Origin of the sequence: Methylobacterium sp. WCS2018Hpa-22, assembly GCF_031843785.1 — a bacterium.
Lineage (GTDB): Bacteria > Pseudomonadota > Alphaproteobacteria > Rhizobiales > Beijerinckiaceae > Methylobacterium.
The window spans coordinates 247,726-268,952 of record NZ_JAVTJA010000005.1; the positions used below are offsets into that span (position 1 = coordinate 247,726).

Below are 21,227 nucleotides of genomic sequence, written 5' to 3' on the forward strand. Positions count from 1 at the left end.
CGTTGCCCGTGTTCTGAGATTTTCGCCGAGAGTCCTTGCCGGCCCGATCACAATGCGGGCGGAGACGACGAAACTCTAGCCGCCGCGGCCTTCAGTACCGGCAGAGCCGCCTTTCCCCGAATAGGCCGAGAGCGAGGTCCTCAGACAGGGCGCGCTCTACGGCGACGCATCTTGACGCTTCTCTTTGGCAAAATATATGTTACTCATCATCTTATTCGCGATGAGTCGCCGACGGGGAAATGCGTGATGGATGCGAGGATTGCGCTCGGGATGATCGGGCTTGCCCTGACGGCATGCTCGCCGGCCGAGACCGCCGTGTCACCTCAGCCGCCCTTGGTCCAGACCGTGGAGGTCGTGCGCAGCGGCAGCGGGATGGCCCGCTACACGGGGGTGATCCGGGCTCGCACCGAGAGCAATCTCGGCTTCCGCGTCGGAGGTAAGATCTTCGAACGTCTCGTCGATCCGGGTGACCGGGTGACGCGCGGCCAGCCTCTGATGCGCCTGGACCGGACCGATTTCAGCCTCGCGCTCAACGCGGCCCGCGCCTCCGTCGAGGCTGCCCGCGCTCAGATGATCAAGGCCAAAGCCGACGAGGAGCGCAGCCGGAAACTCGCCTCCGACGGCTGGACCTCGAAACAGACCTACGATCAGAACAAAGGCGCGGCCGACGCCGCCATCGCGCAATTCGCCAATGCCGAAGCCCAAGCGAGCCAGATCGCCAACCAAGCCGGCTATGCCGAGTTGCAGGCCGATGCCGACGGGGTCGTGATGGAGGTCCCCTCGGAGCCCGGTCAGGTGGTCGCCGCCGGGCAGACGGTGGTGAAACTGGCACGCGATGGCGCCCGCGAGGCAGAAGTGTTCCTGCCGGAGGGCAGCCGGCGTGCCGCGCAAGGCGAAGCCTCGGCCACCCTCTACGCCGAAGGCGAGAGCACCTATCCCGCGCGGCTACGTGAACTCTCTGCAACCGCCGACCCCGCCACGCGCACCTACCGCGCGCGCTACATCCTGTCGGGCGGCGGCGAGACCGCGCCACTCGGCGCGACCGTGACCCTGCTGCTCAAGACCTTGAGTGCCGGCCGTGCCGCCGCGGTGGAAGTTCCGCTCGGCGCGCTGTTCGACCAAGGCCAAGGTACCTCCGTCTGGCGCTACGACGCAGCCACCGAAACAGTGCGGCCTCAAGTCGTGAAGGTCGCTCGTATGGGCGAGGAGCGCGCGGACATCGTCGCGGGCCTGAGTGCGGGTGACCGTATCGTGGCGCTGGGTGCTCATATGCTGAAGCCCGACCAGAAGGTCAGGCCGGCCCCGGCGAGCATGACGGGAGTCGTGCGGTGAGCGGCTTCAACCTTTCAGCACTCGCGGTCCGAGAACGAGCGGTAACGCTCTTTCTCCTCATTGCTCTAACGGGTGCCGGCTTCTTCGCGTTCGAAAAGCTCGGGCGAGGAGAGGATCCGGCCTTCACCGTCAAGGTGATGACGGTTTCGGCTGCCTGGCCCGGCGCCACCGCCGAGGAAATGCAGCGTCAGGTCGCCGACCCGCTCGAGAAGCGCCTGCAGGAACTCGTCTACTACGATCGCGCCGAGACGACGGTCCGGCCCGGCCTGATGATGACCAAGGTCATTTTCAAGGACAACATGCCGCCGGCCAAGCTCCAATCGGAGTTCTATCAGGCCAGGAAGAAGCTTTCCGATCAGGCCTCCAGCCTACCACGTGGCGTGCTTGGGCCGCTGTTCAACGACGAATTCTCCGACATCTATTTCGCCCTCTACGCGGTGCAGGCAAAGGGTCTTCCACACCGGCAGCTGGTGCTACGGGCCGAGGATATGCGCCAGCGCCTGCTGCGCGTCCCCGGCGTCGAGAAGATCAATATCCTCGGCGAGCAGGCCCAGAAGATCTTCGTCGAAATCTCGTATCAGCGCCTCGCCACTCTCGGAATCACCGGCCAGCAAGTGCTGGCGGCGCTGGCCAATCAGAACGACGTCACACCGGCAGGCTTCGTCGAGGCGGTGGGTCCACGCGTCTACCTGCGCCTGGACGGCGCCATCGACGGACTCGACGCGATCCGAAACCTCCCCGTTGCGGCCGGTGACCGCAGTCTCAAGCTAGGCGATATCGCCGAGGTCAAGCGCGGCTACGAAGACCCGAAGACCTTCGAGATCCGCAACGACGGCGAACCGGCGCTCATGCTCGGCCTCGTGATGAAGCCCGGCTTCAATGGTCTGAACCTCGGCGCGGCCCTCAATGCCGAGGAGGTGGTGATCCATCACGAGACGCCGGTGGGCATCACCTTCACCAAGATCACCGACCAGGCCAAGGTCATCGACGACGCCATCCATGAATTCATGGTCAAGTTCTTCACGGCCCTCGGCGTAGTGATCTTCGTCTCCCTTGTGGCGCTCGGCTTCCGGGTCGGCATCGTCGTGGCGCTCGCCGTGCCGCTCACCCTCTCGGCGGTGTTCGTCGTCATGATGGTGACGGGCCGCGACTTCGACCGCATCACACTGGGCGCCCTCATCATTTCGCTCGGGCTACTCGTCGATGACGCCATCATCGCCATCGAGATGATGGTGGTGCGCATGGAGGAAGGCGCCGACCGGATCGAGGCCGCGACCTATGCCTGGAGCGCCACCGCCGCGCCGATGCTGACGGGCACGCTTGTCACCATCGCGGGCTTCCTGCCGGTGGGCTTCGCCGCTTCCACCGCCGGGGAGTATGCCGGTAACATCTTCTGGGTCGTAGCATTCTCGCTGATCATTTCTTGGATCGTCGCCGTGACTTTCACGCCGTATCTCGGCGTCAAGCTTCTGCCGAACATCAAGAAAGTGGAAGGCGGCCACGAGGCCATCTACGCCACGAAAAACTACCAGCGCCTACGCCGCGTCGTGCGGATGTCGGTCGACCACAAATGGATGGCAGCCGGCATCACGGTAGGTCTGTTCGCGCTCGCGGTGGTCGCCATGGGGAAGGTCGAACAGCAGTTCTTTCCGAATTCCGAGCGCCCCGAACTCATCGTCGAGGTGACCCTGCCGGCGGGATCGGCTTTCGCCACCACCGAGGCCAGCGTCAAGCGGATCGAAGCGGCCGTACGCGAACTGTCCGAGGCTGGGGAGATCACGAGCTATATCGGCCAGGGCATGCCCCGCTTCGTGCTCTCTTTCGATCCCGAACTGCCAGATCCGGCCTTCGCCCAAATCGTGGTGCAGACCGCCGATGCGGCGACCCGCGACGTCCTACGCGGCAGAGTCCGCAAACTTGTGGAAGAGGGCCGCTTCCCCGAGGCGCGGGTGCGCGTGCTGCAGATCGTGTTCGGCCCCCCCATCCGCTTCCCCGTGGCCTTCCGGGTCGTCGGTCCTGATCTCGACGTGATCCGTGGCATCGCAGCTGAGATCCGAGAGGTCATGGCGGCCAACCCGAACCTGCGCCTGGTTCATCTGGACTGGGGCGACAAGACCCCCAATCTGAGGCTCGCCTTCGACCAGGAGCGACTGCGCCTGATCGGGCTGACCCCGAAGGAGGCAGGCCAGCAGCTGCAGAATTATCTCAACGGCACCCCCGCCACGCAGGTGCGCGAGAACCTGCGCTCGGTCGATGTGCTGCTGCGCAGCCCCGGCCCGGAGCGGCGCTCACTCGGCGAGATCGGTGACCTGACGCTGGCGACGAAGGACGGACGCCAAGTGCCCGTGTCCCAAGTCGCCCGGCTCGAGAGCACCAGCGAGGATGCAGTCCTGAAGCGCTACAATCGCGAGACCTATATCCGCGTCCAGGGCGACGTGATCGACGGAAAGCAGCCACCGGACATCCACGCTCAGGTTGCGCCCCTGCTCGATCCGATCAAGGCCAAGCTACCCCCGGGCTACCGCATCGACACAGCCGGCGCGGTCGAGGAAAGCGCGAAGGCGATGATGTCGCTCGTGGCGGTTTTCCCGATCATGTTGATCGTGACCCTCACGGTCATCATGATTCAGGTGCGTTCGTTCGCGGCCATGTTCATGGTTTTCGCCACCGCCCCGCTGGGCTTGGTCGGTGCCGCGCCGACTCTGCTGATTTTTCACCAGCCCTTCGGCTTCAACGCCATCCTAGGGTTGATCGCCCTGTCTGGCATCCTGATGCGCAATACGCTCATTCTGGTGGACCAGATTCACCACGACCGTGAAGCCGGCCTGTCGGATTACGACGCCATCGTCGAATCGACGGTGCGGCGCGCCCGCCCCGTCATCCTGACCGCAGCCGCCGCCATGCTCGCTTTCATCCCACTCACCCATTCGGTGTTCTGGGGGGCTCTGGCTTACGTCCTCATCGGAGGCGTCGGTGTCGGGACGCTTCTGACCCTGCTGTTCCTCCCCGCACTCTATGCCCTCTGGTTCCGCGTGAAGCGAGTTCCGGACAAGGACCGGACGACTGCCGGCGCGACCTCGATGGCTCACCCGGCCGCATCGTGAGGGGACACATCAATCATGCCCGACCGCTTCGGGCATGCCGACATCGCGCGTTCACCCGGTGAATGCGCGGTACATCGACCGGCTCGCGATGGTGCCCTCCTCGCGCGGGCCGGTCGATCGTCTGATAACTGGTCTATGGTCGATGAACCGGAGCGGCTTCCGCCAAAATGCAAATACTGGATTGCTTGAATGCCATACAGGCCACGAATTCATCACACACCCGTAGCGTTATAATTTTCAGCACTCGAATGAATAAAATCTAATTTTGAGATGATATCATCGTATAATCCAAGTCATATCCGACGATATACAGCCATCGTTCAACGAAAGCCCAAACCTATACCGTCGGCACGAGCAACTGACCAGCACCAATACGTTTGTGGGACTACGTCCGACGCGCGGTTTATCGTCCACCACCGCCGCCCGTATTGGGGATCGCGACTTCAGGCTTGTTGGCGTTGCCCGCAGCACCCGAGTTATTCGAACGGCTTTCCGCGCCTACGGCACCATACGCCTCGGTTCCAATAGAGCCTGGACCGCCGTTATCGATGCCCCCCGGCTTTACCACCGGTGCGCCGGTGGTCCCTGGCGTTGTCATACGTGCCGGGCCGGGTTGCTTGATTTCCGCCGGCCCTGTCGATTGTGCGAAGGCGGGAGCGGACACAGTCAGCATCACCGCAAAGAAGGAAGTGGCGATCTTCGTCATGAAACGTCCCAGAATTCACAAGTGAATCTCTGGGACGTCAACCTACGTGAGGGCGATCAGTTTCAAGCTTTGCAGTCTATCACACTCGCCACAACTCAAGACCTGTGTAGGCAGCCAGCTATGAACCCGGCAATATGGCGGGTCGAACAAGCTCCTTACGTTCGGTCTCATGGCTGTATCCAGGTTCCGCCTGCGGTATCCGTTCGCTTGGCGTTCCGCCCTGAAGCCCATCCTCTATCGAAGGAGGCACCTCATTGGGTTCGTCCGGAACAGGAGGCCAGATTGGACGATCGGGTTGCACCAGCTTCACTATCGAGCGACCTCCCAGCAATCGGCGTCAGAGACACATACTGGGATATAATATGCCAACGCGATTTGCAAAGCGGCCGTCAGGACCCATTCGGATTAGGTCGCTGCGGCCAGGGTAGTCAGGAAGGAGTTCGGCGTTCGTGGAAGGGCTCAGGCATCAACCGTGACGCCATATGTCCCATCGGCCGAAGCCAATCGGGGGAGGCCCGCCCCCACGTCACGTTCCGGCGATACGGTCTTAGCGGCGGTCCGGCGTTCAACCAGGACCTGCCGCTATCCGAGTGCGGAACCGAAGAAAACCGAGCTTATCGCTCGCCAAAGCCCGATAGGAGCTTCTCGATCTGAGCGAGACCGTTCTCGCGGGCCTTGGCCTCGCTGGTCAGGCTTCGGTCCGAGCGCTGAACCAGCTTGCCACCCTTGCGAATGGCCCATTGGTAGGTCGCGCCCTCGGTGCGGGGGCTGAGGATTTCCAGGGTGTAGGGGTATGTCGATGTTTCGGTCATGTCCCCTATATGGCGCAAGCCTTCCGCGCCTTCCACCCTTTAATAGCCATATCGCTTACTGACGGAACAAACCCAGCGGGCGCTCTGGGTCGGAGCAACGCGCGAAGTGGTGGCGCTATCCCGGCTCCGGTCCCGCCTGGCTCGTCACATGGTCGGCGATGGCTCCAGCGGTGGTGAGCCAGATTTCGTCGCGGTGGGAGGCGATGTGGGCAAGCGCCGCCCGAAGCGGCCGCAGCCGATGCGGCTGACCGACGATATAGGGGTGCAGGGCAATCCCCATGACAAGCGGGGCCCGCTCCGATTGCAGCAGCATCTCGTCGAAGCCATCGACGATCATATCGGCGAAGTCCCGCGCGGAATCTTTCCTCGCCACGATAGCGGGGATGTCATTGAGTTCCTGGGGATACGGCACCGAAAGGATGCGCCCGCCTCCGCGTGTGGAGAACCAAATCGGCTGGTCGTCATGGGCCCAATCGAGGAGATAGCGGTATCCCGCCTCGGCCAAGAGGTCCGGCGTCACGCGAGATTGCGAGATCCAGGGACCGAGCCATCCGGCGGGGGCCTTGCCTTCCTCCCGAGCCAGGATGGCAGTGGCTTCGGCGATGAGGGCGCGTTCGGCATCCTCGTCGAGGCTGCCCTGTCGCTCCGCGTTGGTGCGGCCATGCCCGACGATCTCGTCGCCGCGTGCCCGGAAAGCCTCGATCAGACCGGGGCAATCCTCGTAGATCCGGCTGTTGGCAAGGACGCTGGCGGGAAGGCAAAGCTCGTCGAACAGCGCTTTCATCCGCCAGGCGCCGACGCGATTGCCCCAGTCGCGCCAGGCATAGTTCAGCACGTCCGGCTGGGGACCGCCGGGAGCCAGTTCGGCGCCGAGGCCTGATCCGAAATCGAAAGTCTCGAGATTGAGCGCGACATAGACCGCGAGGCGCTTCCCCCCCGGCCAGTCGTAGACGGGACGATCGGGCAGGGCGCTATAGCGGTAGCGGCCGTGGTGTTTCGGTGCATCCGTCAATGCATCGCGCTCCATGATCGATCTCATTCCCTCGAATTGTCAGGCAGCACCGAGATAGGCCGCGGCAAGGGTCTCATCGGCGGAGAGTTCCGCCGCCGAGCCCGAGGCGACGACGCGGCCCTGTTCCAGCACGTAGCCACGATCCGCCACGGTCAAGGCCAGTGCGGCCATCTGGTCGACGATGAGGATGGTGACGCCCTGGTCGCGCAACTCGGCCACGACGGCGTAGAGGGCGTTGATCATGGACGGGGCGAGCCCGAGCGAGGGTTCGTCGAGGAGGAGGATGCGCGGCTGCGCCATCATCCCGCGAGCAATGGCCAGCATCTGCTGTTCGCCGCCCGAAAGTAGCCCGGCCCGGCTCGTTGCCCGGTCGCGAAGGCGGGGAAACCGGTCGAGCAGGGCCTCGATCTCACTCGGATCGATCGGGGCCTTGCGTCCATGCGCGCCGAGCCGGAGGTTCTCCAACACGGAGAGTTCCGGGAAGACCTGCCTGCCTTCAGGCACGAGGGCGAGGCCGAGGCGGGCAATGGCATGGGCCGGTAGGCCGGCGATGGCACGGTCCTCCAGGATCACCGCGCCCTCTACCGGGCGGAGGAGACCGCTCAACGCACGCATGGCGGTGGATTTTCCCGCCCCGTTCGCGCCGAGGAGCGCGACGGTCTCGCCGGGACGGACATCCAGCGACAGCCGGTCCAGGACCGGTGCGGCGCCGTAACCCGCGGTCAGGTCGAGAGCCGAGAGAACCGCGTCGGCGGGACCTTTCCAAGGGGACGGGCGCGGCCGGGCAGGGGTATCGGCACCACCGAGATAGGCCCGCAGGACGGCGGGATCGGCCCGTACCGCAGTGGCGTCCCCCCGCGCGATGGGCCGGCCGGCATCCATGACGAGGATATGGTCCGAGATGCCCATGACGAGGGGCATGTCATGCTCGACGAGAACCACCACGATACCGCAATCGGCGATGCGGCGCAGGAGACCACCCAAACGGTCGGTATCAGCGCGAGTGAGGCCCGCTGCGGGCTCGTCAAGCAGAAGGACGCGTGGCTGACCGGCCAGGGCCCGCGCGATTTCGACGAGGCGGCGATCCACGTGAGGCAGTTCGGCGGCGGGCCGGTGGAGGGCTCCGGTATAGCCGACGAAGGCGAGGAGGGCGGTAGAGGCGGCGACATCGCTTCTCGCGCCTGCTCGGAACAGACGCCCGGGGGCAATGGCGAGGGCCACGTTGTCGATGACCGACAGTGAACCGAACAGCCGCGTGGTCTGGTAGGTCCGGGCAATGCCAGCGCGGGCAATACGGTGGGCGGGCAGACCGGCGAGATCCCGACCCGCGAGTCGGATCGCCCCGGCACCGGGCCGGTAGAACCCCGAGACCATGTTGAGCACGGTGGTCTTGCCGGCCCCGTTCGGGCCGATGATGCTCGTGACGGCGCCAGGTGCGGCGTTCACCGAGACGCCCTCCGCAGCCTTGATGCCGCCGAAGCTGATGCCGATCCCCTCCACCGAGAGCGCTTCCGGCTGCGTCTGCGCCAAGTAGGACACGACGTCGCCGCCGGTTCCAGACGCAGTCCCGGAAACGCGGCGCGGCAGGAGCCGGGCGAGGCTCCCGACGATGCCGGCCGGCACCAGCCACAGGACCACCAGCGTCGCGAGGCCGAAGAACAGCAGGCGGTACTCTGCGAGCCCGGAGAGGGTCTCTGGCAGGAGAACGGTGACCAGGGCACCGAAGAGCGGCCCCAGCACTGTGCCGGCGCCTCCCACCACCACCGAGAGTACGAACAGGATCGACTGGGTGAACGGGAACGAACTCGGCGCAATGAACAGCATCAACGGCGGCAGCACCGCCCCGGCGAGGCCGGTCAGTGCCGCCGAGATCATGAAGGCCAGGGTCTTTACCCGCACCGGATCGAAGCCGAGGGACGCGGCGGCGACATCCGCGTCCCGCACCGCCCGCATGGCGAGGCCGAGGCGGCTGCGCGCGAGGCGATGGAAGCCGTAGAGGGCGAGGCCGGCGCCGAGGACCGACAGGATCGCGAGTTCGCGCTCCAGGAACGGGAATCCGAACAGGGTCGGGCCGGTGGCGATGACGAGGCCGTTCTGGCCTCCGGTGAGCGCGCCGCCCTCGATCAGCCCATGCTCGACGATGAAGCCGAAGGCGATGGTCACCATGGCGAGATAGGGGCCCTTGACCCGCATGGCGGGGATCGCGAGTACGCCGCCAAGAACCCCGGAGAGCAGGCCGGCGGCGGGGAGCGCCAGCCAGAAGCTCACCCCGGAAAGGGTCAGGATGGCGCTCGCATAGGCGCCGATCGCGTAGAAACCGGCATGGCCGAAGGAGATCAGGCCGGTGAGGCCGAGGAGGACGTTCAGCCCCGTTCCGGCCAGCGTCGTCAACGCCACGAGGGCGATGATGAAATGGCTGTAGCCGTCGGTGGCGGCCACGAGGCCGATCCCCGCGACGGTGAGGGCGAGAATGGCGATGGGCAGGGCGGAGCTTCCGGCGCGCATCGGCTCAGACCTTGTTCACGGCGGCCCGGCCGAGGAGGCCGTCAGGACGCAGCGCCAGCGCGAGGATGATCACCGAAAACACCACGATCTGGGTGTAGCCGGAACCGAGATAGCCGGTGACCAGGGCTTCCACGACGCCGTAGAGCAGACCGGCCAGGACCACGCCGGTGGCGGAGCCGATCCCGCCGAGAATGGCGACGGCGAAGGCCTTGATGCCGAACAGGGTGCCCATCTCGGCCGAGACCGAGAACAGCGGGGCGATGAGGAGGCCCGCCGCGCCCGCGAGGAGGGCGGAGAGCGCGAAGGCGCAGGCCACCGTGCGACGCACGTCTATGCCCATCAGCCGCGCGGCGTCGGCATTCTGCGCCACCGCAAGCAGAACGCGGCCAAGATCTGTCCGGCGGAACACCGTGTGGATGGCGAAGGCGACGGCGAGCCCGACAACGGGGATCACGATCTGCAGTGGGTAGATTCCGGTACCGAAGAAATCGACCGGGTTGCGCGCCAGCGGGGAGGGCAGGCTGCGTGGCTCCTTGCCAAAGGTGAACAGAATGACGTTGTCGAGCACCACGCCCCCGGCCACCGTGGCAAGGAGCCAGGCATCCGAGTTCCGCTCGACGAAGGGGCGCACCAGAATGCGCTCGACCACGATGCCGAGAAACGCGCAGCCGGCCAGGGCTGCGGCCAGCGCCAACGGCATCGGCCAGCCTAATGTGACGCCGAGCATGTAGCCCAGCACCGCCCCGAGAGTGACGGCGCTTCCTTGCGCGAAATTCACCGTACCGGAGACGGCGTAGGTCACGTGGAAGCCGAGGGCGATGAGCCCGTACATGCTCCCGAGACCGAGGCCGCTCACAAGGGAGCCGGTCAGCATGGAACTCTCACTTTCACCGTATCATGTGGTCCATCCCACCCAGCCACCTCATCGCTGAGACGCCGCAGCGAAGCGGAGGCCTCGAAGGAGGCGTCCAGTTCGCACAGTGAGTTCCGGAGACCTCCTTCGAGGCCGCTTCGCGGCGCCACAGGATGAGGTCGCGGGTGGGATGAACGGCGATGGCCGCTTCCTCAGTTCGCCACGGCGACGATCTCGCCGTCCTTGAACCGCGTGAACACGTAATCCTGTGGGCCGAGCGCGTCGTGACGGTCCGGGGCGAAGGGCTTGTCGTAGGTCTTGATCAGGCCGGGATAGGTGGCGATCTTGTAGAAGCCGTCGCGCACGTCCGGCCCCTTTGTGGACTTGGCCTCGCCAATCGCAAGGGCCAGGAGATGCGTCGCGTCGTACGCGTTGGCGATGCCCACGGCTGGGGTCACATCGGCCATGGACTTGATCGCTGGATACTTGGCCTTCAGGGCATCGAGCACCGCCATCGCCTTTGGCGAGGTATTGCCGGCGAAGGTGAAGGTCTGAATGAAATGCACCTTGGCGGCGCTCGGGCCGGCAAGCTCATCGAAGCGACCGCCGGCGGGGCCCCAATGCGACACGACGGGTACGCTCCATCCCATCCGGTCGAGGGATTTCACGATCTGGGCCGAGGGCCCGACATTGCCGACTAGGAACAGGGTGTCGGCGCCGGCCTCCTTCAGCCGCGTGAGTTGGGGCACCATGTCCACGTCGGACGCCTCGTATTTCTCGATGCCGGCGGCAGGAAGACCGGCTGTCTTCAAGGCCGCCGTCAGACCCTGCTGGTTCGACTCGCCCCAGGCGTTGTTGACGAGGATCATGCCGGGCTTCTTCGCCTGATGGGTCTTGATCGCATAGGCGACGAGAGCCTCGTCCACGAGGGCATCCACCGCCGAGACGCGGAAGGCGTAGTTGTCGGCGGCACCGTTACGCGTGATGCCGGTGCCCGCCGCCCAGGGCCCGAGGAAGGGCACTTTCATCTGGTTGGCGATGGGCACGATCGCCATCGAGACCGGGGTATCGAGACCGCCGACCAGGGCGACGACGCCGACGCGCTGGATCAGCTCCCGGGCGGCCAGCACGCCCTTCGACGGGTTGGCCTCGTCATCCCGCGCCACGAGCTCCAGAGGCCGCCCTAGAACGCCGCCGGCAGCGTTGACCTCGTCGATGGCGAGACCGATGCCTCGCGAGATCGCTTCGCCGGACTTGGCGGATTGGCCAGACAAAGCGGTTACGAGGCCGATCTTGATTGTCTCAGCCGCCTGCACCGGCGCGACGAACGCGAGACCGACCAACGCGGTCGCCCCGAGGGCGAGGCGGCGGGTCAGCGATGATGGGCTGTGCTTGCGCATGGACGGCTCTCCGGAGGAATCGGACCCATCACCGCAACCACCGTGCCATTTGTCAAAGCGTTGATATCTTTTATCTAATTCCAAAAGCGCGGATTGCGATGCCTGCTTTCACGCCAAACTGCATACACTTGTTGCATGCACTTTTTGCGAGCTCGGAGCAGTGTCGGGATCGAACGGAGACCAGAGCATGACCCAAGCGACCGAGGCAGAAACCACCACCGACACCGATGCGGCCATCGTCACCGCCTATCTGGAAGCCTCCATGGTGCCCGACCCAGAAACCGCCGCGGGCTATATGGCGCCGGGGATCGAGATCGTGTTCACCGGCGCCCGGGTCTTCCGGCACCCCCGCGAGGTGACGGCCTTCAACGCGAGCCGCTATGCCTGGGTGAAGAAGCGCCTGGAGCGTCTGGACGTGGTGCCGGGAGAGGGGGTCACCACGGTCTACAGCCTCGGCACCCTTTACGGCGAATGGCCGGATGGAACGCCGTTCGAAGGCAATCGCTACGTCGACCGCTTCACGGTACGTGACGGTCTGATCGTGACGATGGAAGTCTGGAACGACAGTGCCGAACGACTGCTCACGAAGCACGACGTCTCGGCTTAGGCGCTCCCCTCAGGCGTCGGCTCCGGCAAGCCGCCGCGTGTCGACGAAGGTCCGGCCGTCCGCGAAGCGATAGCTGACGCTCTCCGAGAAGCGGCCGTTGGCTCGGACCAGAAGGGCGGCCGGGCGGGTGAGTTCCTCGGTCCGCGACAGGGCCTCGGCGACGGTCATCGGCACGTCGCGCCCCCCGCCGAGCTGACGCCACCATTGCACCGCCTTCTCGCGGCCATATCCGGCCTGCTCCAGGGCGATCCGTACCCGGTGACTCGACCCGTCATCGGTCTGGAACTCGACGTCGAGGCTGCCTGATGAAGCATGGCGACCGAGCCGCCACCGGGAGACGCCGCGCCAGACCGGTACCGCGCGGGACAGGATCGGATGCTCGTCGTCGGCCGCGGCCTCATGGCTCGGCCCATCCTCGTCGGTCTCGTCCGGCTCGACCCAGCACGCCTCGCAGGTGCTGGCATTGAGAGCGATGAGCGCGCCGCAGCCGGGGCAGGGCTTGGCCCGGATCTCTCCCTCTCGGCCCTTGATCGCGGCGGCACTGCGCGCGGTGACGATATCTACCGGCCCGTGCATCCGTACCAGGCCGGCATAGTCGAGGATCAGCGCATCGGACTTGCCCGGCGCGGTCCGCAGCGCACGGCCCACCTGCTGGACGTAGAGGCCCGTGCTCTGGGTCGGCCGCAGCAGAGCGATGAGGTCCACGCGCGGGACGTTGAATCCGGTCGAAAGGACGCCGACCGAGGTCAGGCAGCGTAGCCTTCCGGCGGTGAAATCGCGCACGATCCGGTCGCGATCGCGCTTGCCGGTCTCGCCCGTCACCATTTCGCAGCTGAAGCCTTCCGCCCGCACCGCATCGCGCACCGCCTCGGCATGGGCGACACCGGCGCAGAAGGCGAGCCAGGCCCGGCGGTCGCGGCCGAAACCGGCCATTTCCTCCACCGCCGCGCGGGTGATCCAATCCTGGTTCACCGCCGCCTCGAGGGCGCTCGGGATGTAGTCGCCGCCGCGCTTGGCCACGCCAGACACGTCGAGCGCCGTGGCGGTGGCCTTGCAGATCAGGGGGGCGAGGTAGCCCTGGTGGATCAGGTCGCCGACATTGGCCTCATAGACGATGCGTTCGAACAGGCGGCCTTCGCCTTCGTCGAGGCGGCCGCTATCGAGGCGGTACGGAGTCGCGGTGAGGCCGACGACGCTCAGCTCCGGTCGGGCGGCACGCAGGGCCGCGAGGAACCGGCCGTACCGAGTCTCCGCGTCGCGAGGAATCAGATGGGCTTCATCGACCACCACGACATCGAAGGCACCGATGGCGTCGAAGCGGTTCCAGACCGATTGGATGCCGCAGAACAGGATCTGCGTCGCGGTTTCGCGTCGGTTCAAGCCGGCCGAGTAGATACCGGCCGGCGCAGCCGGCCAGTAGGTCATAAGCTCACGATGATTCTGGGCGATGAGCTCGCGGGTATGTGTGACAATGGCAATCCGCGCGCCGGGACGCTCGGCGAGCACTTCGCGGACCAGGGCCGCGATGACGAAGGCCTTGCCCGCCCCCGTGGGCAGGACGATCAGCCCATCGCCGGTCTCGTTGCGCCACGAGGCATAGAGTGCGTCGAGGCTGGCGCGCTGGTAAGGTCTCAGGTCCATCGCCGGCTCTGTAAGGCCGTTCTCGCCGAACCGGAACACTGCCCGGCGGGATGCGGCCTCGCCGGATGGTCAAGCCTCTTCGCCGACCACCTCATCGCGCATCACCCGCGCGATGCGCTCCACCATTCCCTGCGACAGACGCACGAACTGCCCGGTGCCATGCCCGCGCCCATCGAGTAACTCGGCGAAGAGGGGCTTCGCGGGCTCGCAGACCAGGGCCGCCACCGGCCTCGTATTGCGCCGCTTGGCCCGCAGCCGCTCGGCCAGCGCATCGGGAACGAAAGGTTCACGCAAGGCGGGCTTCTCCTGTCAGGGCCGACGGTCCGAGGAGAGGGGCCTAGGCTTTCAGGGTTGCCGAGAGATTAAAGCCGCCGGATTGGCGCATGTCGCAAGCCGGCGCGGAATCGCATTTGCGCCGCTTCAACCAGCCCGGCGTCGCAAAGTACTCTTCTCGGTGACGTAGGGCGCCAGGACCCGGCGGAGGTCACGCTCGCGCGGCGGCTCGGCAACGATATGCGCCCGCACGGCCACGGCATCGAGGTGATGATCCATCAGATGAGTCGCACGATCGACGTCGCCGGCCATGAGCGCCGCCACGATCTCGCGGTGCTCGTTGACGGCGCAATCCGAGGAGTGCGGACGGCTGTACAGCGAGAGGGTCAGCGCGCAGCGATAGCCGAGCTCGGCCACGTAGCGGACGAGGACGGGGCTGCCGGTCATTCGCGCCAGCAGGAGGTGAAACTCGGTGGCGAGCCGGATCGATGGGGCTTCCGGTCCGCCACGGACCGCGTCCTCCTCGTCGATATGTGCGAGCAGAATCGCTTCCTGCTCGGCGGTGAGGCGACCGGCCAGTCGCTGGACCACGAGGCGCTCCAGGGAGATGCGGACCTCGAACGTGTCGCGTGCCTCTTCCCAACTCGGCGTCGCCACGATGGCGATCCGGTTGCGGCGGAGTTCCACCAGCCCTTCACCGGCGAGTTGCCCCAGCACCTGCCGCGCGATGGTGCGGCTGACGCCGAAACGGTCGCCAAGGGCATCTTCCGGCAGGCGATCACCGGGCGCCAGCGCGCGCTCGACGATGGCGCGGCGCAAGGATTGGCACATCATTCCCACGCGATCCTTGGCCACCTGCGTCTCAATTCCCGCCATCGCCCACTCGCATCCCTCTTCGCAGCGTTTCGGCCACGGGCGTGTCTCCGGCACGCTTGTCATCGTCGCCCACCGGTGACGCAACCGCCATGCATGAGCGAGACCAAAGCTGAGCGGGAATCGAAAACTCTCGCAGAAGTTGCAAGGCCGCAGCACCAGCGCCACCGTGATGTGCTGGACGCTTCCCGACGTTCCTGGCATCACCTCGACTGTTCGTCGAGCGGCCCGAGACACGCTTGTGACACCCGCTCCCGACGGCGCTTCCTGGAACAAGCCGCCGGCTCTCCCTTTCATTGTGCCCCAGCGAGCCACCCGATGACGATGCTCTCGCTCCTGTCCCTCCGCGCCCGTATCGAGGCGGGAACGCTCACCCCCGCCCAGGCCATCGTGCGGACCCGGGACGCGATAGCGGAGCACGAACCGTCGGTCCGTGCCTTCGTGGCGACCGATGCAACCCCGCAGGTGTCCGATACGGGCCCGCTCGCCGGCATCGCGGTTGGCATCAAGGACATCATCGACACCGCGCACCTCCCGACGCAGATGGGATCGTCGATCTATGCCGGTTGGCAGCCGCGCGCCGATGCGCCGATCGTGGCGCGTCTGAAGCGTCTCGGCGCCGTGCCCCTGGCCAAGACCACGACGACCGCCTTCGCCTTCGTCGATCCCACGGAGACACGAAATCCCCGCGCGCCGGGCCGGACCCCGGGTGGATCGTCCGCTGGTTCGGCAGCGGCGGTGGCCGCCGGGATGCTGCCGCTGGCATTGGGAACACAGACCGGCGGCTCGGTGATCCGGCCAGCGGCCTTTTGCGGCGTGGTGGGCGTGAAACCCTCGTTCCGGCTGCTGCCGACGGTCGGCGTGAAGTGCTTCTCCTGGACCCTGGACACACTCGGCCTGTTCGCCGCGAGCGCAGCCGACGCTGCCCATGCCCTCGCCCTCATCGCCGGCCGGCCGGAGATCGACGGGACGGGGCCGATTCCAAGGATCGGCCTCCTCGTTCCCGAGTATTGCGAGGCCGCCGAGCCCGACGCGGTGCAGGCTCTCGACCGGGCGCGGGTAATGGCGGAAGCGGCAGCTGCCGACATCCGCGACTTCGCGTTGCCCGACGAGTTCCGCCATGCCTTCGATGCGCATGCGACGATCCAGGATTTCGAATCGGCGCAAGCCCTCGCCTGGGAATACGAAACCCACCGCGACTCGCTGCCGCCGCTCCTGCGCGGCCATCTCGACACCGCCCGGACCATCGAGGCCGCTACCTACGATGCCGCCCGGCGGGTCGCTCATCATGCGAGGCGCAGCCTGCGGGACATCCTGCGCGATTCCGATCTCGACGTCCTTCTGACGGTCTCGGCCCCGGGCCGGGCGCCGGAGGGGTACGCCTCCACCGGGGATTCCCGCTTCAACCGGCTCTGGACGCTGATGGGAGTGCCCTGCGTCACCATCCCCGTGCCGGGGGAGGGGGCCCCGCTCGGCGTGCAGATCATCGCCCGTTTCGGGGACGATGCTCGTGCGCTCTCGGCCGCGAAGTTCCTGGAAAAGGCTTTCGCCAAGCAGTCATGACGCCAGCCCGGTTGCCAGGCTGCCGTCGCAAGTCTGCGACTCGGATAATCGAAGCTCAGGCCAGCGCGAAACCTCTATTGATCGTGCGTCATGAAAAGGCCGGCGTCTTAGAGAAGAAACAAGCGCGGCGGCTTCGCTTCGCCTGGGTCGTCCAGACTTCTCCGCTGAACGGTGAGCTACGTTTCCATGCGCCTGCTTCAGCTTCTCTCGATCCTCATGCTCTTGGCATTGTCCTCGACGGCTCGGGCGGTTGAGGCGCCGCCGGTGAGCGGCGCAACCGCGCCAGCCCCGGCAGTGACCATCGTGCCGGCCGCCGGCCGGGAAATCGTCGAGCAGGCCGTGGTCACCGGCACGCTCGTCCCGCGCGACGAGATCTTGGTCGCGCCTGAAATCGAGGGCTACCGCATCACCGAATTGCTGGTGGAGGAAGGGGCAGAGGTCACGAAGGGCCAGGTCCTGGCCCGGCTCTCGTTGGAGATGATCGCCACGCAGGAGGCGGCCAACGCCGCCGCCATCGCCAAGGCGCAGGCGGCCATCGTTCAGGCCCGTAGCCAGATCGTCCAATCCGAGGCCGCGCAGATCGAGGCCAACCTCGCGCTGGAACGCGCCCGCTCCCTCATCAAGACCGGGAACGCCACGGCGGCGGTGCTGGAGCAGCGGGTCTCGGCAGCCCAAGGCGGCGAAGGCCGGCTCGCCGCGGCGAAGGGCGGCTTGCAACTCGCCGAGGCCGATCTCTCGGCGGCGCGGGCGCAGAGCAACGAGATCGCGCTCAAGCGCGCGCGCACCGACATCAAGGCACCCGACGGAGGCATCGTCAGCCGCCGCACCGCCCGGATCGGCGCGGCGGCGACGTCCACGGGCGAACCGTTGTTCCGGCTTATCGCGCGCGGCGAGATCGAACTCGAAGGCGAAGTGCCGGAAACCTGGATGCCCCGGATCAAGCGCGGCAACATCGTGCGCCTCGAAGCGGACCAGGGGCGAATCGTGACGGGCAAGGTCCGACGGATCGACCCCGAGATCGACCGGCTGACGCGCCTCGGCAAGATCCGTATCAGCCTCGACCGCGACCCGGCCCTGCGCATCGGCGCCTTCGCGCGCGGCAAGGTCGAGGTGGCGCGGCGCGATTCCGTGGCCGTCCCCCTCTCCGCGGTACTCTACGGGATCGATGGCTCGGCCCTCGTCTACGTGGTGAATGACGGCACGGTGGAGGCCCGCAAGGTCGTCTCCGGCCTCGCGGCGGACGGGTTCATGGAAATCCGCGAGGGGTTGAAATCCGGCGAGGCCGTCGTCGCGCGGGCCAGCAGCTTCCTTCGCCATGGCGACCGGGTCAGACCGGTGCAGCCGAAGGCCGAAGCCGCCGCCTCCGTGACGTCGCGCTGAGAATCGGACCCGTCAGCCCATGCGCCTCAACATCTCAGCCTGGGCGATCCGCAAGCCGATCACCTCGATCGTGCTGTTCCTCGTCCTGATGATCCTCGGGCTCGTCAGCTTCCGCTCGCTGCCGATCACGCAATTCCCGAACATCGACATCCCGATCGTGGCGATCCAGGTCACCCAGGCCGGCGCGGCTCCCTCCGAGCTGCAGACCCAGGTGACGAAGGTGGTGGAGGATGCGGTCGCCGGGGTGAAGGGCGTCAAGCACATCATCTCGACGATCTCGGAAGGCGTCTCGGCTACCACCATCGAGTTCCGCCTCGAAGTGAACGTGGACCGCGCCGTCAATGACGTGAAGGACGCCATCGCCAAGGTGCGGGTGACGCTTCCGCGCACCATCGACGAGCCGATCATCAGCCGCGTCGAGATCGCCGGCCTGCCGATCATGGTCTACGGCGCCTCGGCGCCGGCGATGACGCCGGAAGACTTGTCCTGGCTCATCGACGACGTGATCGCCCGGCAGGTCCAGGGCGTGAAAGGCGTCGGCGGAGTCGAGCGTCTGGGCGGTGTCGCTCGCGAGATCCGTGTGACACTCAAACCCGACCGGCTCCTGGCACTTGGCATCACCGCGGCGGACGTGAACCGCCAGCTCCGACTCACCTCGGCCGACATGGCGGGCGGGCGCGGCGAACTCGGCGGCCAGGAACAATCGATCCGAACGCTGGCCGGCGCCGCCAGCCTCGATACCCTGGCCCAGACCTCGATCGTCGTACCGGGCAACCGCAAGGTCCGCCTGGACGAGTTGGCGACGCTGGTGGACGGGTCGGAGGAGCCGCGCACCTTCGCACGCTTCAATGGCGAGCCCGTCGTCGCCTTCGCGATCTCGCGTGCGACGGGCGCCAGCGATGCCGAGGTCGCCAGCGCGGTGGCTCGCAAGATCGCCGATCTCGCGGCGAAGAATCCCGGTGTCCGGTTCGACCTAATCGACACCTCCGTCATCAACACGGTGGGCAACTACCATTCGGGGATGCTGAGCCTCATCGAAGGCGCGGCGCTGGCCGTCATCGTCGTGTTCCTGTTCCTGCGGGACTGGCGGGCGACGCTCATCGCCTCCATCGCGCTGCCGCTCTCGGTGCTGCCGACCTTCTGGGTGATGAGTACCCTCGGCTTCTCGCTCAATGCCGTCAGCCTGCTGGCCATCACCCTCGTGACGGGCATTCTGGTGGACGATGCCATCGTGGAGATCGAGAACATCGTCCGCCACATGCGGATGGGTAAATCCGCCTACCGGGCGGCCCTCGAAGCCGCCGACGAGATCGGCCTCGCGGTCATCGCGATCACCGCCACGATCATCGCTATCTTCGCACCCGTCTCCTTCATGAGCGGCATCGCCGGTCAGTATTTCAAACAGTTCGGCCTCACCATCGCGGCGGCCGTGTTCATGTCCCTGCTGGTGGCCCGCCTCATCACGCCGCTGCTCGCCGCCTATTTCTTGCGCGATCACGGTCCCGACCACGAGCGCGAGGGGCCTGTGATGCGGGCCTATACCCGCGTGGTCGCGTGGTCCGTCAGGCATAAATACGTCACGCTGGTCGTCGGCCTCGCGTGCTTTGCCGGGTCGATCATGTCCACCGGGCTGCTGCCCGCCGGCTTCCTTCCCGCAGAGGATGCGGCACGAACGATCTTCGTCGTGGAATTGCCGCCCGGTGCCCGCCTCGCCGACACCACCCGCGTCACGGACGGCATCGTCGACAAGATCAGGGCGCTGCCTGAAGTCCGCAGCGTATTCGTGGATGGCGGCCGCCAGTTGCCGGCCAAGAAGGAGGTGCGGCTCGCGAGCTTCACCATCAACCTGACGCCGAAGAACGCCCGTCATCGCACGCAGAAGCAGCTCGACCGGATCATCGGTGCGATTCTGCGAGAGGAGCCGGACATCCGGTTCTGGTCGCTGCGAGACAGCGGGCAGCGCGATCTCGCGCTCATCATTTCGGGGCCGGACCTGCGCCTCGTCTCGGAGACGGCGGCGCAGTTGCAGCGTGAGGCGGCCACCGTGCCCCACCTCATCAACGTACTCTCCACGGCACCGCTCGACCGTACCGAGATCCGCATCCGCCCCAAAGCCGGCGTCGCCGCCGATCTCGGTGTCTCCACGGACCTCATCGCCGAGACCGTGCGGGTGGGGACGATCGGCGACATCGGTGCCAACCTCGCCAAGTTCAACGCCGTCGACCGACAGGTGCCGATCCGTGTGCAGCTGCCGCTCGCCCTGCGCGGGGACCTGTCCCAGCTGGAGAGCCTGAAAGTCCCGGTGAAGGGCGGCGCCTCCGTTCCGCTCTCCACGGTGGCCGATCTCAGCCTCGGTCGCGGTCCCACGGCGATCGACCGTTACGACCGCTCGATCCGCGTGGCCCTGGAGGCCGACATGGAGGGCTCGGACGCGCTGGGCACCCTGATCGAAGCCGTGATGGCGCTGCCGACCGCGCAGAACCTGCCGCCGGGCGTGAGCATCAGCCAGACCGGCGATGCGGAAATCATGGGCGAGGTGTTCGAAGGGTTCGCCCTCGCCATGGGTGCGGGACTGATGATGGTCTTCGGCGTTCTGGTGCTGCTGTTCGGAAACTTCCTGCAGCCGCTCACCATCCTGTTCTCGCTCCCTCTCTCCATCGGGGGAGCGATCCTCGGTCTCTTGATCTTCCACATGCCGATCTCAATGCCGGTGGTCATCGGCATCCTGATGCTCATGGGCGTGGTCACCAAGAACGCGATCATGCTGGTGGATTTCGCCATCGAGGAAATGGCGCGGGGCGTGGATCGCGCCACCGCGATCATCGATGCGGGGCGTAAGCGCGCCCGCCCCATCGTCATGACCACCATCGCCATGGCGGCGGGCATGGTGCCGTCGGCCATGGCGCTCGGCATCGGTGGCGAATTCCGCGCGCCGATGGCCGTCGCGGTCATCGGCGGCCTCATCGTCTCGACCGGCCTGTCGCTGATCTTCGTGCCGGCCATCTTCGTCCTGGTCGACGACCTGTCTCGCCTTTTCGTCCGACTCTTCGGCCGTTTCATCGGGCGGAAGGACGAACCCACCGAGGGGGTATTCGCCCTGCCGGCCACACTGGCCAATGACGGAAAGGGCTTTCCGTCACGCTCCGCGGCCGAGTAGGCGCTGGTC

15 protein-coding genes are annotated in these 21,227 nt (G+C 66.3%); 6 read left to right on the plus strand and 9 right to left on the minus strand.

The genetic code is table 11. From position 1 onward, the window contains the following. Positions 1-246 precede the first annotated feature (246 nt). Positions 247-1,332, plus strand: coding sequence for an efflux RND transporter periplasmic adaptor subunit (locus RQI43_RS09185; protein ID WP_311274953.1), 1,086 nt, complete (start codon positions 247-249; stop codon positions 1,330-1,332). Further along, on the plus strand, positions 1,329-4,436 hold the full coding sequence (locus RQI43_RS09190) for an efflux RND transporter permease subunit (RefSeq protein ID WP_311274954.1): 3,108 nt from the start codon (positions 1,329-1,331) through the stop codon (positions 4,434-4,436). The genes RQI43_RS09185 and RQI43_RS09190 overlap by 4 nt, the downstream gene beginning before the upstream one ends. A 403-nt stretch (positions 4,437-4,839) precedes the next feature. On the opposite strand, the gene RQI43_RS09195 is transcribed toward RQI43_RS09190, so the two are convergent. The 6 genes from RQI43_RS09195 to RQI43_RS09220 form a co-directional block, all read right to left on the minus strand. Continuing rightward, entirely contained in the window at positions 4,840-5,142 is a 303-nt protein-coding gene (locus RQI43_RS09195) for a hypothetical protein (protein WP_311274955.1), read from the minus strand. 614 nt (positions 5,143-5,756) lie between these two features. After that, positions 5,757-5,954 carry a hypothetical protein gene (locus tag RQI43_RS09200; protein WP_018042694.1) on the minus strand — a complete coding sequence of 66 codons (198 nt, stop codon included), beginning with the start codon at positions 5,952-5,954 and terminating at the stop codon, positions 5,757-5,759. A gap of 115 nt (positions 5,955-6,069) precedes the next feature. Beyond that, on the minus strand, positions 6,070-6,981 hold the full coding sequence (locus RQI43_RS09205; protein WP_311274956.1) for a polysaccharide deacetylase family protein: 912 nt from the start codon (positions 6,979-6,981) through the stop codon (positions 6,070-6,072). A gap of 24 nt (positions 6,982-7,005) precedes the next feature. After that, the gene (locus RQI43_RS09210; RefSeq protein WP_311274957.1) at positions 7,006-9,471 is read right to left on the minus strand and encodes a branched-chain amino acid ABC transporter ATP-binding protein/permease; all 2,466 of its coding nucleotides are present in this window, start codon (positions 9,469-9,471) and stop codon (positions 7,006-7,008) included. 4 nt (positions 9,472-9,475) lie between these two features. Next, positions 9,476-10,345 (minus strand): branched-chain amino acid ABC transporter permease, encoded by an 870-nt coding sequence (locus RQI43_RS09215; protein WP_311274958.1) that lies wholly within the window; start codon positions 10,343-10,345, stop codon positions 9,476-9,478. 191 nt (positions 10,346-10,536) lie between these two features. Continuing rightward, a complete protein-coding gene (locus tag RQI43_RS09220; protein ID WP_311274959.1) occupies positions 10,537-11,724 on the minus strand; it encodes an ABC transporter substrate-binding protein in 1,188 nt (395 codons plus the stop codon). Between the two features lie 187 nt (positions 11,725-11,911). Here RQI43_RS09220 and RQI43_RS09225 point away from each other — a divergent pair, with 187 nt between their 5' ends. Continuing rightward, positions 11,912-12,331 carry a nuclear transport factor 2 family protein gene (locus RQI43_RS09225; RefSeq protein WP_311274960.1) on the plus strand — a complete coding sequence of 140 codons (420 nt, stop codon included), beginning with the start codon at positions 11,912-11,914 and terminating at the stop codon, positions 12,329-12,331. A gap of 9 nt (positions 12,332-12,340) precedes the next feature. Here the strand turns inward: RQI43_RS09225 and RQI43_RS09230 are convergent, their stop codons facing one another. The 3 genes from RQI43_RS09230 to RQI43_RS09240 form a co-directional block, all read right to left on the minus strand. Next, a complete protein-coding gene (locus RQI43_RS09230; RefSeq protein ID WP_311274961.1) occupies positions 12,341-13,972 on the minus strand; it encodes a DEAD/DEAH box helicase in 1,632 nt (543 codons plus the stop codon). A gap of 69 nt (positions 13,973-14,041) precedes the next feature. Next, positions 14,042-14,266: a hypothetical protein gene (locus tag RQI43_RS09235; protein ID WP_207412839.1), complete on the minus strand. Its 225-nt coding sequence runs from the start codon at positions 14,264-14,266 to the stop codon at positions 14,042-14,044. A gap of 126 nt (positions 14,267-14,392) precedes the next feature. After that, positions 14,393-15,121, minus strand: coding sequence for a GntR family transcriptional regulator (locus RQI43_RS09240; protein WP_311274962.1), 729 nt, complete (start codon positions 15,119-15,121; stop codon positions 14,393-14,395). 321 nt (positions 15,122-15,442) lie between these two features. On the opposite strand from RQI43_RS09240, the gene RQI43_RS09245 reads away from it, so the two are divergent. From RQI43_RS09245 to RQI43_RS09255, 3 genes are all read left to right on the plus strand, one after another. After that, entirely contained in the window at positions 15,443-16,681 is a 1,239-nt protein-coding gene (locus tag RQI43_RS09245; RefSeq protein ID WP_311274990.1) for an amidase, read from the plus strand. Positions 16,682-16,867: 186 nt separating this feature from the next. After that, positions 16,868-18,061, plus strand: a complete 1,194-nt coding sequence (locus tag RQI43_RS09250; protein WP_311274963.1) for an efflux RND transporter periplasmic adaptor subunit — start codon at positions 16,868-16,870, stop codon at positions 18,059-18,061. A 19-nt stretch (positions 18,062-18,080) separates the two neighbouring features. Continuing rightward, positions 18,081-21,218: an efflux RND transporter permease subunit gene (locus RQI43_RS09255; protein WP_311274964.1), complete on the plus strand. Its 3,138-nt coding sequence runs from the start codon at positions 18,081-18,083 to the stop codon at positions 21,216-21,218. Positions 21,219-21,227 lie beyond the last annotated feature (9 nt).

What these genes read in the sequence shown, in the direction of transcription:
- RQI43_RS09200 (WP_018042694.1), bottom strand. Translation starts at nt 5,954, where the DNA reads ATGACCGAAACATCGACATACCCCTACACCCTGGAAATCCTCAGCCCC.
- RQI43_RS09250 (WP_311274963.1), top strand. Translation starts at nt 16,868, where the DNA reads ATGCGCCTGCTTCAGCTTCTCTCGATCCTCATGCTCTTGGCATTGTCC.
- RQI43_RS09195 (WP_311274955.1), bottom strand. Translation starts at nt 5,142, where the DNA reads ATGACGAAGATCGCCACTTCCTTCTTTGCGGTGATGCTGACTGTGTCC.
- RQI43_RS09225 (WP_311274960.1), top strand. Translation starts at nt 11,912, where the DNA reads ATGACCCAAGCGACCGAGGCAGAAACCACCACCGACACCGATGCGGCC.
- RQI43_RS09205 (WP_311274956.1), bottom strand. Translation starts at nt 6,981, where the DNA reads ATGGAGCGCGATGCATTGACGGATGCACCGAAACACCACGGCCGCTAC.
- RQI43_RS09220 (WP_311274959.1), bottom strand. Translation starts at nt 11,724, where the DNA reads ATGCGCAAGCACAGCCCATCATCGCTGACCCGCCGCCTCGCCCTCGGG.
- RQI43_RS09215 (WP_311274958.1), bottom strand. Translation starts at nt 10,345, where the DNA reads ATGCTGACCGGCTCCCTTGTGAGCGGCCTCGGTCTCGGGAGCATGTAC.
- RQI43_RS09185 (WP_311274953.1), top strand. Translation starts at nt 247, where the DNA reads ATGGATGCGAGGATTGCGCTCGGGATGATCGGGCTTGCCCTGACGGCA.
- RQI43_RS09210 (WP_311274957.1), bottom strand. Translation starts at nt 9,471, where the DNA reads ATGCGCGCCGGAAGCTCCGCCCTGCCCATCGCCATTCTCGCCCTCACC.
- RQI43_RS09230 (WP_311274961.1), bottom strand. Translation starts at nt 13,972, where the DNA reads ATGGACCTGAGACCTTACCAGCGCGCCAGCCTCGACGCACTCTATGCC.
- RQI43_RS09245 (WP_311274990.1), top strand. Translation starts at nt 15,443, where the DNA reads ATGCTCTCGCTCCTGTCCCTCCGCGCCCGTATCGAGGCGGGAACGCTC.
- RQI43_RS09255 (WP_311274964.1), top strand. Translation starts at nt 18,081, where the DNA reads ATGCGCCTCAACATCTCAGCCTGGGCGATCCGCAAGCCGATCACCTCG.
- RQI43_RS09240 (WP_311274962.1), bottom strand. Translation starts at nt 15,121, where the DNA reads ATGGCGGGAATTGAGACGCAGGTGGCCAAGGATCGCGTGGGAATGATG.